This window comes from Rhizocola hellebori, assembly GCF_016862955.1.
Classification (GTDB): Bacteria; Actinomycetota; Actinomycetes; order Mycobacteriales; family Micromonosporaceae; genus Rhizocola; species Rhizocola hellebori.
In genome coordinates this window covers 1-14,576 of sequence record NZ_BONY01000045.1, presented here as the reverse complement: position 1 = coordinate 14,576, position 14,576 = coordinate 1, and the positions used below count along the sequence as shown (strand labels likewise).

At 65.2% G+C, this 14,576-nt stretch carries 12 protein-coding genes and 1 tRNA gene; 9 read left to right on the top strand and 4 right to left on the bottom strand.

What is annotated here, in order from left to right:
- Positions 1-155 precede the first annotated feature (155 nt).
- Positions 156-2,891, bottom strand: coding sequence for a pyruvate dehydrogenase (acetyl-transferring), homodimeric type (gene aceE, locus Rhe02_RS30625; protein ID WP_203911883.1), 2,736 nt, complete (start codon positions 2,889-2,891; stop codon positions 156-158).
- 223 nt (positions 2,892-3,114) lie between these two features.
- On the opposite strand from aceE, the gene Rhe02_RS30620 reads away from it, so the two are divergent.
- The 3 genes from Rhe02_RS30620 to Rhe02_RS30610 all read left to right on the top strand — a co-directional run bounded on the left by Rhe02_RS30620 (position 3,115) and on the right by Rhe02_RS30610 (position 5,647).
- A complete protein-coding gene (locus Rhe02_RS30620) occupies positions 3,115-3,642 on the top strand; it encodes a hypothetical protein (RefSeq protein WP_203911882.1) in 528 nt (175 codons plus the stop codon).
- Positions 3,643-3,718: 76 nt separating this feature from the next.
- Positions 3,719-5,281, top strand: coding sequence for a mucoidy inhibitor MuiA family protein (locus tag Rhe02_RS30615; protein WP_239124152.1), 1,563 nt, complete (start codon positions 3,719-3,721; stop codon positions 5,279-5,281).
- 9 nt (positions 5,282-5,290) lie between these two features.
- Entirely contained in the window at positions 5,291-5,647 is a 357-nt protein-coding gene (locus Rhe02_RS30610) for a YciI family protein (protein WP_203911881.1), read from the top strand.
- Between the two features lie 10 nt (positions 5,648-5,657).
- On the opposite strand, the gene Rhe02_RS30605 is transcribed toward Rhe02_RS30610, so the two are convergent.
- From Rhe02_RS30605 to Rhe02_RS30595, 3 genes are read right to left on the bottom strand one after another with little or no spacing between them, the layout of a single operon-like run.
- Complete coding sequence (locus Rhe02_RS30605) at positions 5,658-6,449, bottom strand: ABC transporter permease (protein ID WP_203911880.1); 792 nt, start codon at positions 6,447-6,449, stop codon at positions 5,658-5,660.
- Complete coding sequence (locus Rhe02_RS30600; protein WP_203911879.1) at positions 6,449-7,345, bottom strand: ABC transporter ATP-binding protein; 897 nt, start codon at positions 7,343-7,345, stop codon at positions 6,449-6,451. The genes Rhe02_RS30605 and Rhe02_RS30600 overlap by 1 nt, the downstream gene beginning before the upstream one ends.
- Positions 7,345-7,752 carry a GbsR/MarR family transcriptional regulator gene (locus Rhe02_RS30595; RefSeq protein WP_203911944.1) on the bottom strand — a complete coding sequence of 136 codons (408 nt, stop codon included), beginning with the start codon at positions 7,750-7,752 and terminating at the stop codon, positions 7,345-7,347. Before Rhe02_RS30595 ends, Rhe02_RS30600 begins: the two co-directional genes overlap by 1 nt.
- Positions 7,753-7,888: 136 nt before the next feature.
- Between Rhe02_RS30595 and Rhe02_RS30590 the strand changes: the two genes are divergently transcribed.
- The 6 genes from Rhe02_RS30590 to Rhe02_RS30565 all read left to right on the top strand — a co-directional run bounded on the left by Rhe02_RS30590 (position 7,889) and on the right by Rhe02_RS30565 (position 14,443).
- Positions 7,889-10,156, top strand: coding sequence for a thiamine pyrophosphate-dependent enzyme (locus tag Rhe02_RS30590; RefSeq protein ID WP_239124151.1), 2,268 nt, complete (start codon positions 7,889-7,891; stop codon positions 10,154-10,156).
- Between the two features lie 127 nt (positions 10,157-10,283).
- Positions 10,284-10,700 (top strand): DUF3052 domain-containing protein, encoded by a 417-nt coding sequence (locus Rhe02_RS30585; protein WP_275412656.1) that lies wholly within the window; start codon positions 10,284-10,286, stop codon positions 10,698-10,700.
- 13 nt (positions 10,701-10,713) lie between these two features.
- The gene (locus Rhe02_RS30580) at positions 10,714-11,169 is read left to right on the top strand and encodes a peroxiredoxin (RefSeq protein ID WP_275412655.1); all 456 of its coding nucleotides are present in this window, start codon (positions 10,714-10,716) and stop codon (positions 11,167-11,169) included.
- Between the two features lie 58 nt (positions 11,170-11,227).
- Positions 11,228-11,299, top strand: a tRNA-Val gene (locus Rhe02_RS30575).
- 286 nt (positions 11,300-11,585) lie between these two features.
- Complete coding sequence (locus Rhe02_RS30570) at positions 11,586-13,181, top strand: DUF262 domain-containing protein (protein ID WP_203911876.1); 1,596 nt, start codon at positions 11,586-11,588, stop codon at positions 13,179-13,181.
- A 20-nt stretch (positions 13,182-13,201) separates the two neighbouring features.
- Entirely contained in the window at positions 13,202-14,443 is a 1,242-nt protein-coding gene (locus Rhe02_RS30565) for a type II toxin-antitoxin system HipA family toxin (protein ID WP_203911875.1), read from the top strand.
- The last annotated feature ends 133 nt before the right edge of the window (positions 14,444-14,576 follow it).

The window sequence follows — 14,576 nt, the reverse complement described above, 5'->3', positions numbered from 1 at the left end:
CAGTCCAGAGACCGGCGCGGCGCTGTAATGCTGGCTCCTGCTAAAGCAAGTCGCGGCAGCGCCGCCGGAAGGCCGGTCTCTTCCCTCGCGATCTTGAAGGCGAGGTGCGTGCCTTCAAGATCGCTCAGTCCAGAGACCGGCGGTGGCGCTGCGGGTCAGGAATCCCCGCCGGTTTCCCCGGCGGGGGCGGCGGTGACGTCGTCGATGGCGTATTTGCGTGCGGCCTCGGCGGCTGCGGTGACCGGCACCTGGCCCGAGCGGCCCAGCTGACCCAGCACGGCCACCACAATCGACTCGGCGTCGACGTTGAAGTGGCGGCGCAGGGCGGAACGGGTGTCGGACATGCCGAACCCGTCGGTGCCCAGCGACACGTAGTCGCCCGGCACCCAGCGTGAGATCAGGTCCGGTACCGCCCGCATCCAGTCGGACACCGCGACCTTAGGTCCGTCGGCTTTGGACAGTGCCTGGGTCACGTAGGGCACCACGGCCGGCTTGTCCGGGTGCAGCAGGTTGTGCTGCTCGGCCTCGACCGCGTCGCGGCGCAGCTCTGTCCAGCTGGTCGCCGACCACACATCGGCCGACACGCCCCAGTCCTGGGAGAGCAGCTCCTGTGCCTTCAGGGCCCACTGCATCGAGATGCCCGCGGCGAGAATCTGCGCCTTGGGACCGCTGCCGGAGCCGGCCTTGTAGCGGTAGAGACCCTTCAGCAGCCCGGACACATCCACGTTCTCCGGCTCGACCGGCTGGAAGATCGGCTCGTTGTAGATGGTCAGGTAGTAGAAGATGTTCTCCGGGTCGTCGCCGTACATGCGGCGCAGGCCGTCCTGCACGATGTGCGTGATCTCGAAGCCGAACGCGGGGTCGTAGGCGACCGTGGCCGGGTTGGTGGCCGCGATCAGCAGCGAGTGCCCGTCTTCGTGCTGCAGGCCCTCGCCGTTGAGCGTGGTGCGGCCCGCGGTCGCGCCGAGCAGGAACCCGCGCACCATCTGGTCCGCTGCCGCCCACAGGAAGTCGGCCGTGCGCTGCCATCCGAACATCGAATAGAAGATGTAAACGGGGATCATCGGCTCGCCGTGGGTGGCGTAGGAGCTGCCGACCGCGGTGAACGAGCCCACCGACCCGACCTCGTTGATGCCCTCGTGCAGGATCTGCCCGACCGTGGACTCCTTGTACGACAAGAAAAGCTCGCGGTCAACCGGCGTGTACTGCTGCCCGTGCGGAGAGTAGATCTTCGCGGTGGGGAACAGGGAATCCATGCCGAAGGTGCGCGCCTCATCGGGAATGATGGGCACCCATCGCGGCCCGATGTTCTTGTCCTTCATCAGGTCTTTGAGAAGCCGCACGATGGCCATGGTGGTGGCCACCTTCTGCTTGCCCGAGCCGCGCTTGAGATCGGCGTAGGCCTTCTCCTCCGGCAGCACCAGCTTGGTCGCCGCGGTGCGGCGGGCCGGGATCGAGCCGCCCAGCGCCGCGCGGCGCTCCATAAGGTATTCGTATTCGTCGCTGGACTTGCCCGGGTGGAAGTAGGGCGGCTCATACGGGTTCGTCTCGAGCGCCGAATCCGGGATGTCGAGATAAAGCCGGTCGCGGAAGGCCTTGAGGTCGTCCAGGGTCAGCTTCTTCATCTGGTGGGTGGCGTTGCGGCCCTCGAAGTGCGAGCCCAGCGTCCAGCCCTTGATGGTCTTGGCGAGGATCACGGTCGGCTGCCCGGTGTGCTCGGTGGCCGCCTTGTAGGCCGCATAGACCTTGCGGTAGTCGTGCCCGCCGCGCTTGAGGCCCCAGATCTCGTCGTCGGACATGTGCTCGACCATCTTGCGGGTGCGCGGGTCGCGCCCGAAGAAGTGCTCGCGCACGTAAGCGCCGGACTCGGCCTTGTAGGTCTGGTAGTCGCCGTCGGGCGTCGAGTTCATGAGGTTGACCAGGGCGCCGTCGGTGTCGGCGGCGAGCAGCGGGTCCCACTCGCGGCCCCACACCACCTTGATGACGTTCCAGCCGGCGCCGCGGAAGAAGGCCTCCAGCTCCTGGATGACCTTGCCGTTGCCGCGTACCGGGCCATCGAGACGCTGCAGGTTGCAGTTGATCACGAAGGTCAGATTGTCGAGCTCTTCCCGCGCGGCCAGGCCGATCGCGCCCAGGGTCTCCGGCTCGTCCATTTCGCCGTCGCCGAGGAACGCCCAGACGCGCTGCTGGCTCGTGTCTTTGATGTTCCTATGCATCAGGTACCGGTTGAAGCGCGCCTGATAGATGGCGTTCACGCCGCCGACGCCCATCGAGACCGTCGGGAACTCCCAAAAGTCGGGCATGAGCCGCGGGTGCGGGTAGGAGGGCAGCCCGCCACCGGCATGTGACAGCTCCTGGCGGAACCCGTCGAGCTGCTGCTCGGTGAGGCGGCCCTCCAGGTAGGCGCGAGCGTACATGCCCGGCGAGGCGTGCCCCTGATAGAAGATCTGGTCGCCGCCGCCGGGGTGGTTCTTGCCCCGGAAGAAGTGGTTGAAGCCCACCTCGTAGAGCGACGCGCTGGAGGCATAGGTCGAGATGTGCCCGCCCACCCCTATCCCGGGCCGCTGAGCGCGGTGCACGGTCATCGCCGCGTTCCACCTGATGTAGGCGCGCAGCCTGCGCTCCACGTGCTCGTCGCCGGGGAACCAGGGCTCCCGGTCGCTCGGGATGGTGTTGATGTAGTCCGTCGTCGTCAGCGGCGGGACGCCAACCTGGCGCTCGCGGGCGCGCTCAAGGAGGCGCAGCATGATGTAACGTGCGCGCTTAGCTCCGCGCTCATCGATGACTCCGTCCAGCGACTCGACCCACTCGGCCGTCTCCTCGGGATCTATATCCGGAAGCTGGCTCGGCAGGCCGTCGCTGATCACCGGGCGCTTGCGTTCGGTGGCCACAGGCGTTCCCTCGTAGTAGTGGTGTTTTTGACTGTTGTCCTCAGCGCTATCCTGCCCTCCCGATGGGCGGTTCGTCACGTGGACCGCGCTTTGATGCGATGCGCGACACGCATACTGACCAGTAACTTCTCATCGGCTTTGATCATCCTGGGGCATGGCATTCGGATCCCGGTCAATTTCCACCGGATGCGCCAATCGATGAACGGCACTATTGTGAAGCTCCATGCGACGACTCCTCGGCCTGCTGGTGCTCCTTTATGGACTGCTGCTCGCGCTGAACACCACGGCCCCCGGCCTGGCCGAACTCGCCGGTGACAAGGTGACCGCCCACGCGACGGGCGACTCGGCGAGCTGCACCGCGGTGCTGGCGAGGCCGCCTTTCGGTGGTCTGTATGGCAATTGCCCCGCGAGCTGGTCCGGTTCGCAGGGCGGCCGTCTCTTCGGAGCCGATGTCGCCGCCCGGCTGGCCGCGGATTCCGAGGTCGCCGCCAACACCTATCCGCTGCTCGACGACTACGCCGTGCTGCCGCCCAGCAACTCCGATCAGGTGGCCGGCATCATCGCTCTGCTCATCGTCCTGCTCGGGATCATGCTCCTGGTCTCCGAGCGCAAGCGCCGCGGTGGCGGCCGCCCTGGCTACCACGACCACGATTCGGACACCGACTCCGATTCCGGCTCAGATTCCGGGGAATCCGAGTCGGTCGGCAGCGGCGGTGACGGCGGAGGCGACAGCGGCGGGAGTGGCGACTGAGGTTAACGAACCGGCGGAGCTGACCGGAGGTCTGCGGCAGTCGGCCGAGGCGCCGCTAAGCGCTAGCCTGATCACTATGACTCAGCTCGAGGCACCTATCGTCGCGGTTACGGTCTTCCCCGATCGCGCGCGGATCACCCGGCGCGGCACGGTCAGCCTGACCGAAGGCGAGCATCGGGTGCGAAGCGGCGCCCTGCCCATGGGCCTGCTGCACGACTCGGTGCGGGTCGCCGGAATCGGGGCGGCCACGGTGCTCGGGGTGGATGTGAAGACCCGCCGCCGGCCGCAGTCGAGCGACGCGCAGGTCGCCGAGCTGGACGACAGGATCCGCGAGATCCAGGAGAGCATCGATGAGCTGGTCGACGCCGACGCGGTGGCCACCGGCCGCGAGCGCTTCCTGGGCCGCGTCGCCATCCGCTCGGCCGGCTCGTTCTCGGCCACGGACGTGGGGCGGGCCACAGGATTCGCCGATGACATCGACGGCGAGCTGTTGCGCATCAAGGCGGCCAAGCGGCATCGGGAGCGGGAGCGGGCCTACCTGATCAAGGAGCGCGAGGCCGCCCAGCGCCGCCGCGCTGACATGCGCAACAACTCGCACCCCGATGAGCTTGTGGCTGAAGTGACCCTCGACGTGACCCAGGAGGGTGACGTCGAGCTGGAGCTGACCTACGTCACTATGGGCGCGAGCTGGCACAGCACCTATGACCTGCGCTTGGCGGGGGAGAAGCTGACCCTCAACTGGTACGGGATGATCACCCAGCACACCACCGAGGACTGGCCCGAGTGCCAGCTCAAGCTCTCCACCGCCCGCCCGTCCGGCGCGCTGGACGTTCCCGAGCTGGAGCCCTGGTACATAGACCGGCTTCGCCCGATCCGGCCGATGGCCTACGCGGGCGGCCCGCCACAGATGGTGGGGATGGCGGCCAGTCTGGACATGGCCTCGCCCGCGGCGATGCCGATGCGGGCCGCGGCCAAGCCGGCCCCGATGCTCGAAGAGTCCTATGCCGTCGCCGAGCAGGGCCCGGCCGCGGCGACCTACACGCCGACACGCCCGGTGGCCGTTCCGGCCGATGGCAGCAGCCACCGCACCGTCGTGGCCCAGTTCGAGCTGGACGCCGTGCTCGACCACATCACCGCGCCGGTGCAGGCGCAGGAGGCGATCCTGCGCGCCACCGTGCGCAACACCTCCTCGCACACACTGCCCGACGCCACCGCCGCGCTTTTCCACGAGGGCGACTTCGTGGGCTCCAGCCACGTGGAGGCATGGGCGCCCGACGAGGAGCGCGAGCTCGCCCTCGGTGTCGACGACCGGGTCAGGGTGGAACGCGAGCTGGTCAAGCGCAACGCCAGCAAGGCCACGCTCGGCTCGACCCGGCGGGTCGACGCCGAGTACCAGACCACGGTGGCCAATCACAGCCCCCGCACCATCCGGCTCACGGTGCTCGACCAGCTGCCGGTATCGCGCGACGGCCAGATCACGGTCAAGGAGACGCTGGCCAAGCCCGACCCGGCCGAGCGTTCGGAGCTGGGCGTGATCACATGGAAGGCCGAGCTGGAGATGGGTGCCCGCGCCCAGTTCCACCTGGGCTTCCGCGTCGAGTCGCCCAAGGGCGTCGACCTTGCCGGTTGGCGCGACTAGTTTCGGCGTATGCGATTCGACCGCTACACCGTGATTCTGCTGACGCTGCGCCCGGATGCGCCCGTGATGACCGACGAAGAGGCGGCCCAGCTTCAGGATCGGCACCTGGCGCACGGCGCCGATCTGCAGGACCGGGGGCTGATCCTGGCCCGTGGGCCGTTGACGGAGCAGGACGACGAGCGCTTCCGCGGATACTCCATCTGGTCGGTCGACGCGGCGACCGCCCGCGAACACGCGCAGGCCGACCCGGCGGTGCGGGCCGGCCGGTTGGCGGTCAACGTGATGACCTGGATGATGCCCGAAGGCAACATCCAGTTCAGCAAGGTACGGGCGCCCAGGTCGATCGCCGAGGTGATGGCCGACTAGGGCTGTTGCCTCAGACCGTGACGTCGCGCCGGTTGAACCGCCACGTGCCCGCCGCGGCCAGCAGCACGGCCAGGCCGAGCAGGAGCGCGGCGTGACCCGGCTGCACGCCGTTGCGCAAGGGCTCGCCGCCCAGGTACCAGTCAAATGGGGAAATTGATTCTGTCCAGCCAAATCCTTCGATCTGCGGCAGGAACGAGTCGGCCAGGTAACCGAGCACGACCACGGCCGCGCCCGTGCCGATGGCGGCGATCCGCTTGCCTGTCCAGGCCCCGGCCGCATAGCTCAGCGCGGCGAAGAACAGGCCGAACAGGGCAAGCTGGAGACAAATCGCCATGATCTTGCTCGGTGCCACCTCCGGGAACTCCGCGGGCCCGCGCAGGCCGATGATGGCCAGGCAGAGCACCGTTCCCATGACGGCCAGCACCGCGGCGATCGCGCCAAAGCGTTGCAGCGCAAGCGACACCCGGCTCACCGGATGGGCCAGCACCAGATCGAGCGTGCCCGCCTCCTCGTCGCTCGCGATCGCCTTGACCCCCGCCGACACGGCGAAGACGGCTACCAGCATCGGTACCAGAAGGCCGAAAACGCTTGAGGCGAGGTAACTTTCGGGCTGGTTCAGGTTTTGCAGGTGCAGGGCTTCCTTCAGCGACTCGGGATAGGTCTCCATGGCCTTGGCCATTTCCGGATTCTTGCCGATGCTGGTCCAGAAGCTGGCGTACATCGAGGCCACCGCGGTCACCGCCAGCGTCCAGCCGATCCAGCCACGCCTGTTGTCCCGCACCGTCTTCCAAAAGACGCGCATCACGCCTCCTGGGGGTGGGCGTAGTAGGTGAAGAAGAGCTCTTCCAGCTCGGGTTCTTCGCTGACGATATCGGTGACGTGGAAGCCGGCGATCGACTTGATGAAGGCGTCGGCGTCGCCGGAAAGCCTGCCCCGCAAGACGTTTCCGGTGAGGCTCGGCTCTTGCAGCCCCGCGATCTGATCGAGGCCGGGAGGGCTGCCGAAGACCACCTCGACCTTGCGGACAGCTCGCTTGCGCAGGTCGTCGATGTCCTCGACGGCCACCAGCGTGCCGTCGCGGATGATGCCGACCCGGTGACAGGTCTGCTGCACCTCGCTCATCACGTGCGAGGACATAAAGACGGTCTGGCCGTTGCCGGAAGCCTCGCGCACCAGCTCGACGAACTGCTGCTGCAGGAACGGGTCCAGGCCGCTGGTCGGCTCGTCGAGCACCAGCAGCGGCGGCCGGTGCATGAACGCTTGCACCACACCGACCTTTTGCCGGTTTCCTTTTGACAGGGTACCGATCCTCCTGCTCAGATCCAGGTCCAAGGCAGCCGCGAGCTCGTCGATGCGCTGGCGCGGCACACCACCGCGCAGATCGCCCAGGTAGTCCAGCAGCTCGCGTCCGGTCTGGCGGCCGTTGACGACGAAGTCTCCAGCCAGGTAGCCCAGCTTGCCGCGCAGCTCGTGGGAGGAGCGCGGGTCGACACCGAGCACCCGCACGGTGCCCGAGGTGGGACGGATGAGGTCGAGCAGCAGGCGGATGGTGGTGCTCTTGCCGGCGCCGTTGGGGCCGAGGAAGCCGAAGACTTCGCCCTCGCCCACGGTGAGGTCGAGGCCCTTCAAAGCCGTTGCGCCGCTTCGGCCGTAGCGCTTGACGAGCGCCTCGGTCTGGATGGCCGGGGTGGTAGCCATCACTGATCCTTTCTCAGGTGTTTCTGACGGAACTCCTCCATCAGGGACGGGAGCTTCTCGGCGATGAAGCCGTAGAAGTCCCGGGAAACCCGAAGCCTTTCCGCCCTAGTGGATTCGTTCTCATCGAGCAGGGAGAGGCCTCGTTGCATGACGTCGCGCATGAAGGCGAACTTGACCGCGGGGTCGGTGGCCCGGACCAGCGCATCGGGCAGCATCTCGTAGGCGTGGCCCCGGCCCGGGGTGGGCACGCGCTGCACCATGTCGGACCGCTCCAGCATGCGCATGCCCGAGCTGACCGAGCCTTTCGACAGGCCCAGCGCCTCGCCCAGCTGAGCGCTCGTCTGCTGTGGTGGATCGCAGATCAGCAGCCAGCCAAGCAATCTGCCGTAGGCGGGAGGCATGCCCATGCCCGCCAGCAACACGCCAACCTCGTCGGCGAACTGTCTTTCCTTCACCGTAGACTCCGAACGTTTAGAACGTTCTGAACGTTACCACAACTTGGGAAGTGGCCGTTGCCGGTCACTTTCGGTCATAGTGTCGTGCGTGACCGAGCCCAATCCGGACGAACGCCTTCGCCGCATCCTGTCCCAGTGGCGGCCTGCCGAACAGCAAGGCGATCCGCAGGCGAACATCAGGCCGGACAGCGGCCTGACCGGGGCACGGGCGCTTGAACTCTTCGACGCGCAGCTCACCAGCCGTCACCTCGACCTGACCGCGCGCCGGTTGCGCGCCAACGACGCGGGCTACTACACGATCTCCTCGGCCGGCCACGAGGGCAACGCGGCGGTGGCCGCCGCCCTGCGGCCCACCGATCCCGCGCTGCTGCACTACCGATCGGGCGCGTTCTACTGCGCCCGGGCCGGTCAGCTCGCCGAGGCGAAGGTCGACCCGATTCGCGACGTGCTGCGCGGAGTGGTCGCCGCGGCCACCGACCCGATTTCGGGTGGGCGGCACAAGGTCTTCGGCCACCCCGATCTGCACATCATCCCCACCACCTCGACGATCGCCTCCCACCTGCCCCGCGCGGTGGGGCTCGCCTTCGCCATCGAGCGCAACCGTCTGTCCAAACTAGACAAGCCATTGATCAAGGTGGACTGGCCGCGTGACGCCATCGCGGTCTGCTCCTTCGGCGACGCGTCGGTCAACCACGCCAGCGCCACCGCGGCCTTCAACACGGTCGGCTGGGCCGACTTCACCGGCCTGCGGCTGCCCCTGCTCTTCGTCTGCGAGGACAACGGCCTGGGCATCAGCGTGCGCAGCCCCAACGGCTGGGTCGGCGCGGTGCTCAAGTCGCGTCCCGGGCTTCGCTACTACTACGCCGACGGCTGCGACCTCGCCGAGACCTACGCGGTGGCCCGTTCCGCCGTGGCCTGGACCCGCCGCCACCGGCGCCCGGCCGTGCTGCACCTGCGCACCGTGCGGCTGATGGGCCACGCCGGAGCCGACGCCGAACAGGCCTACCGCACCACCGCCGAAATCGAGCACGACCTCGCCCTCGACCCGTTGCTGGCCACCGCCAAGATGCTCGTCGACTCGGGTGTCGCCACACCCATGCAGTTGCTGAGCCGCTACGACGAGATCGGCTGGCGGGTCACCCAGGCGGCTGAGCAGGTTCGCCACGAACCCAAACTCAACACCGCGGCCGAAGTCGTCGCTCCGCTCGCTCCGCGCCGCCCGGTCCGGGTCGTCACCACGGTCACCAAATCGGGCGACCGGGCCGCTGGAGCGCTCGCCGCCGCCCGCGAACGCGCCTTCAGCGGGCGCCTGCCCGAGAAAGGCGACCCGCTCACCCTGGCCCAGACCATCAACGCAGCGCTCACCGACGTCATGCTGTGCCACCCGCAGTCGCTCGTGTTCGGCGAGGACGTGGCCCGCAAAGGTGGCGTCTACGGGGTCACCAAGGGCCTGCGCGACCGCTTCGGCCCGGCCCGTGTCTTCGACACCCTCCTGGACGAGACGTCCATCCTCGGCCTCAGCCTGGGCGCTGGGGTCGGCGGGCTGCTGCCGATCCCGGAGATCCAGTACCTGGCGTATCTGCACAACGCCGAGGACCAGCTGCGGGGCGAGGCGGCCAGCCTGCGCTTCTTCTCCTCGGGCAAATACCGCAACCCGATGGTGGTGCGCATCGCCGGGCTGGCCTACCAGCAGGGATTCGGCGGACACTTCCACAACGACCACTCCGTCGCCGTCCTGCGCGACATCCCAGGGCTCGTCATCGCGGTGCCCTCGCGGGCCGACGACGCCGCCGACATGCTGCGCACCTGCATCGCCGCCGCCGAGGTCGACGGCACGGTCAGCGTCTTCCTCGAGCCCATCGCCCTGTACCACACCCGTGACCTGCACCAGACCGGCGACGGGGGATGGCTTTCCCGGTACACGCCGCCGGGGATGTGGGGCGACACGCACGCCCCGGTCGGGCGCGCCCGCGTCTACCCGCACGGGCAAGCCGACCAGCTCACCATAGTCACCTTCGGCAACGGGGTGCGGATGTCCCTTCGCGTCGCCGCCCGCCTGGCCGAAGACGGCATCGGCAGCCGCGTCGTCGACCTGCGCTGGCTGTCGCCGCTGCCGATCGCCGACCTGATCCGCGAGGCGTCCGCCACCGAGCGGGTCCTGGTCGTCGACGAGACCCGACGCACCGGCGGCGTGGCCGAAGGCGTGATCGCCTCCCTCGTCGACGCCGGGTATGTAGGCTCGGTGCGCCGGATAGCCGCCGTGGACACGTTTTTGCCGCTCGGCCCGGCGACAGCACATGTCCTGGTGGGGGAGGCGGACATCGAACGAGCCGCCCGAACTCTGCTCGGTTCGTAGAGTTTTGCCGGACCCGCCCGGTGAGCCACTTGCGCTAAGCGCTAGAACTGTGTGAACTACGCGCGTCGGGTGTGTCAGGCCCTACGCTTGTACCTAGATGGACACTCCAGTAAGGAGGAAGGCTGCAGTGAACGCGACCGCTGGTCAGGGCGCCCGGTTCGGCATAGAGGCGGGCATGGTGGTCATGGAGATGGGATACGACGAAGACGTCGATCATGATCTTCGTGACGCCCTGGCCGACGCTGCCGAGTCCGACCTGGTGGATGAGGACACCGATGAGGTCGTTGACGCGGTACTGGTTTGGTACAGAGAAGACGACGGCGACCTGGTAGACCTCCTCGTCGACGCCATCGTCCCGCTGGCCGACAACGGAGTGGTGTGGCTACTCACCCCCAAAGCCGGCCGCAGCGGCCACGTGGAGCCCAGCGAGATCGCGGAGGCCGCCCCCACGGCCGGCCTGGCCTCGACCTCCACCGTCAGCGCCGGCCCCGACTGGAGCGCCACACGCCTCGTCGCGCCGAAAGCCGCCCGATCGAAGCGCTGATAGGCTGACTTTCGTGCTGATCGACGTAGGTGCGCAGGCGCCAGACTTCCTGCTTCGAGACCAAAACAACCAAGAGGTCCGCCTCTCGGAGTTCCGCGGCTCGAAGAACGTGGTCCTGGTCTTCTACCCGTACGCCTTCACCGGCACCTGCCAAGGTGAACTCTGCGCGATCCGCGACAACCTCAACGACTTCGTGAACGATTCGACGCAGGTTCTGTCGATCAGCGTCGACTCAGTCTTCGCCCACAAAGTCTGGGCGGACCAGCAGCGGTACGAGTTCCCCCTGCTCGCCGACTTCTGGCCGCACGGCGCCGTGGCTCAGGCCTACGGCGTCCTCAACGAAGAGAAAGGCTGCGCCCTGCGCGCAACCTTCATCATCGACCGCGCAGGCACGGTGAGGTTCGCCGAGGTGAGCCTCACCGGCGCCCGTGACCAGGACAACTGGCGCAAGGAGCTGGCCGCCATCTGAACCCACCCGGCTGACAGGTAGGATGGCCCGGTCGTGCGGGCTGTCCGGCCTGCACTGCGGGCGCGTAGCTCAGCGGAAGAGCATCCGCCTTACAAGCGGAGGGTCACAGGTTCGAACCCTGTCGCGCCCACTTTCACACCCAGGCTCTTTGCCTTACGCCTCAACGGTTTCACCTTCTCCGCTGTCAATCACAGAGTGCCCGTGGTTGGCCGGCGTTGTCCCCAGTTGACCGCGCGTTGTCGCACGTCCATCGCACGTTCTGATCTTGCCTGGTTGGACGAAGCGGGTGTCCAGTCCGAGAGCGGACGAAGGCGTGTCCGTCCCAGACGTCGGACGGTGCCTCCAAGACTCAGATGTCGCCAGCTGGCATCATTAGATGGAATGCTCGCATTCCTCGTATACGGCGAAGGACTTTGATGCCTGAACTAGCTGCCCAATTGCCCCACAGGCCGAGACCGGGGACCTACGATATTCCGTCAATTGTCGAAGGTGCGCTAGCCGGGCGTTTTCGGATACCGAAATTCCAGCGAAACTATCAGTGGGATACAGATGACGTTCTTAGCCTATTTGATAGCATCTGGCGCGGTTTCCCGGTTGGGACGCTTCTGTTCTGGGTGAATGGGGCTCCCGCCGAACGGATCTCATTCGGTCCGCTGGAATTCGAGGTGAAAGAGAGAACGGATGCCCTATGGGTGGTCGATGGACAACAGCGCATTACTTCGCTCGTTGGCGCGCTTAACCCATCGATCCGAGGCGTCGACGATAGGTTTGAGGTCTTTTTTGATCTTCGAGCGCAACGCTTCGTCCAAGCAAAGCGAGGCAAGACCCAAGCTAGCTGGCTCCCGCTGTATGAGGCCATAGAAACTCGTCGAATGCTCGCCTGGCTTCGAGAACACGGTGCAGATCTCACGCCGGATGACTTCGACGTCGCAGATGCCGTGGCAGGTGCCTTGCGCGAATATCAAGCACCGACATACACCGTTGCGACAGAAGACGACTATCTACTCCGCCAAATCTTCGACCGCGTAAATTCCGCCGGCAAACCAATTGGACGTACACAGATATTTCACGCGCTGTTCGCAAGCGATACCGACCCGACTAGCCCAAGCACCGTCGTAGAAGGCCTGTCGCGTCTAGGCTTTGGCCGGCTCGATGAGAACAAGATCGTGCAAACCCTGCTCGCGATCAGAGGCGGAAATATTCAACGCGACCTGCATGGCGAATTTGAAGCCTCAGAGGTCGTTGCCGAGTGGTACGAGAAGACAGAGGTGGTGCTACAGAAGACGATCGAGTTCCTGAGGGAGGAGGGAATACCGCACCTTCTAGTGATGCCATCGACGCTTCCGATCCCGGTTCTTGGAGCATTCTTCTACCTACATCCTGATCCCGACCCTTATGTTCGGAGATTGCTTGCAAAATGGCTATGGCGTGGCACCGTGCATGGGTTCGGTTCGCAGGGTCAAACACCTGCTCTTAGACAAGCGGTTGCTGCGGTAAATCCGTTCAAACTGCAAAGCCACCGCGCCCCAGACGAATACTCGGCGGTCGTTAACCTTCTTCGGCAGGTCTCGGATGATTCTCCGTCATTGGATCTCGGGCCTTTCACCACGCGAGATGCACCGGGCAAGCTTGCGATGCTGGCCTTAGCCTCGCTACGACCGCTGGATCTGAGCGGCCAGCCAATCAACTTAGCTGAAGTAATCGAAGACCGTGGTGTTGCGGCGCTCCGACGACTTGTCCCCGGGCCAAACAACGTGCTCGGTAATCGAGGCTTTTGGCCAGGTAGATCTAAACCCACAGGGGCTGAGGATGAAGCGATCCTCCTGAGCCACGGTATAGGTGCGAACATGGCAAAATTGCTGCGTGAAGGACTTAACGCCGAGTTCATTCGCTTTCGCGACGCTGGATTGGTAGCACTTGTAAACAGCTACGTGATTGGCCGAATCGATCCTAAGAGCGTAATTCGACGTCCTATAGGCTCCTTGATCGTGTCCGACGAGGATGCTCAATAATGCCATCCAATGTGCGTGTCTTGAGCGTCCAACTTATGGATCCGACGGGAAGTTGGGTCGACGTTGGCCGGCTACTCCACAGCAACGAGATTACGCGATTCGAAACATATGCGTCCTATTGGGGAACTGTTAATAGGCCGGTCCTTGGCCAGATATTCGAAGAGCGGGGTCCCGGTTGGAGGCCCAGCCAACGGCTTGCTCTGCCGCCTTGGTTCTCCCATCTGCTTCCAGAGGGCTACCTGAGATCGCTGGTCTCGGACGCGGCGCATGTTAACCCGGTTCGTGAGTTTTTCTTGCTTGAGACAGTGGGCGGCGACGATCTTCCAGGTGCCGTCAGAGTGATAGAGGAGGCAGGCGTCGGGTTTGCTGACGAACTCGAAGAAGGTGACGACACTCATGCGAGCCAGCACCCTTCATCAGACTCAGAAATGTTGTTCAAGTTCAGTCTCGCCGGTGTCCAGCTGAAGTTTTCGGTCTTAATGGACAAGCAGCGCGGTCTGACTTTGCCGGCGCGTGGGACTGCAGGAGATTGGATCCTAAAGCTCCCTGATAACAGGCCTGGCTTTACCGGGGTGCCTGAGGCAGAATTCGGATCTCTTACGCTAGCGGCCGCGGTCGGGATTCCGGTGCCGGATATCCAACTACTGTCCGCTAAAGGTGTCCCTGGACTACCTGACTGGGTGACAGCGAGCAATTCTGACTCGTACGCGATTCAACGGTTTGATCGGGCGGCCGACGGACGTCGCGTTCACGCAGAGGTTCTTGCCCAGGTGCTAGATATCCCGACGTCCGATGAGCGTTACAAATACAGCCGCGCCAATTTTGACACAATCGCTAATGTGCTTGCGGAGCTTTGTGGTCGCCAAACAATAGGCGATGTCATCGACAGGATCGTTCTCAACGCCCTCATTGGTAATGGTGACGCTCATTTGAAGAATTGGGCCATCATCTACAAGGACGGGAGAAATCCGTCGCTTAGCCCTCTCTTTGACGTGCTACCCACTGTTCTCTACATTCCCGGAGACGATCTTGGGCTGAAGTTGAACGGCAGCAGAGCCTTCTCACAAGTGGGGACGAGGAGCTTTGACCGGCTCGCTGTCCGGGCAGGTTTGAGTGTCGAGGAGGCTAGGAATCGTGCGGCTGACGCAGCACTTCGGATAGCGTCTAAATGGGATATTCTCAAGGATTATCTCAGTAAGGCACATTTTGCAACTCTCACGAAGCATCGCGATGCAATCCCGGTGCTCAGAGCAAATCGTTGATCCAGTAGGACATCGGTGATCGCGAGGCCGCTTGACCTGCTTCGTGGGCTTGGCTGCCTGGCAAAGCCTTCCGCTCGATCTTGGTTTGAGCAGGACGGAGCCTCGCCATCCCGTCGCCGTCGGCCCGCACTCC

What these genes read in the sequence shown, in the direction of transcription:
- Rhe02_RS30605 (WP_203911880.1), bottom strand. Translation starts at nt 6,449, where the DNA reads ATGCGCGTCTTTTGGAAGACGGTGCGGGACAACAGGCGTGGCTGGATC.
- Rhe02_RS30615 (WP_239124152.1), top strand. Translation starts at nt 3,719, where the DNA reads ATGACTCAGCTCGAGGCACCTATCGTCGCGGTTACGGTCTTCCCCGAT.
- Rhe02_RS30610 (WP_203911881.1), top strand. Translation starts at nt 5,291, where the DNA reads ATGCGATTCGACCGCTACACCGTGATTCTGCTGACGCTGCGCCCGGAT.
- Rhe02_RS30620 (WP_203911882.1), top strand. Translation starts at nt 3,115, where the DNA reads ATGCGACGACTCCTCGGCCTGCTGGTGCTCCTTTATGGACTGCTGCTC.
- Rhe02_RS30600 (WP_203911879.1), bottom strand. Translation starts at nt 7,345, where the DNA reads ATGGCTACCACCCCGGCCATCCAGACCGAGGCGCTCGTCAAGCGCTAC.
- Rhe02_RS30595 (WP_203911944.1), bottom strand. Translation starts at nt 7,752, where the DNA reads ATGGGCATGCCTCCCGCCTACGGCAGATTGCTTGGCTGGCTGCTGATC.
- Rhe02_RS30570 (WP_203911876.1), top strand. Translation starts at nt 11,586, where the DNA reads ATGCCTGAACTAGCTGCCCAATTGCCCCACAGGCCGAGACCGGGGACC.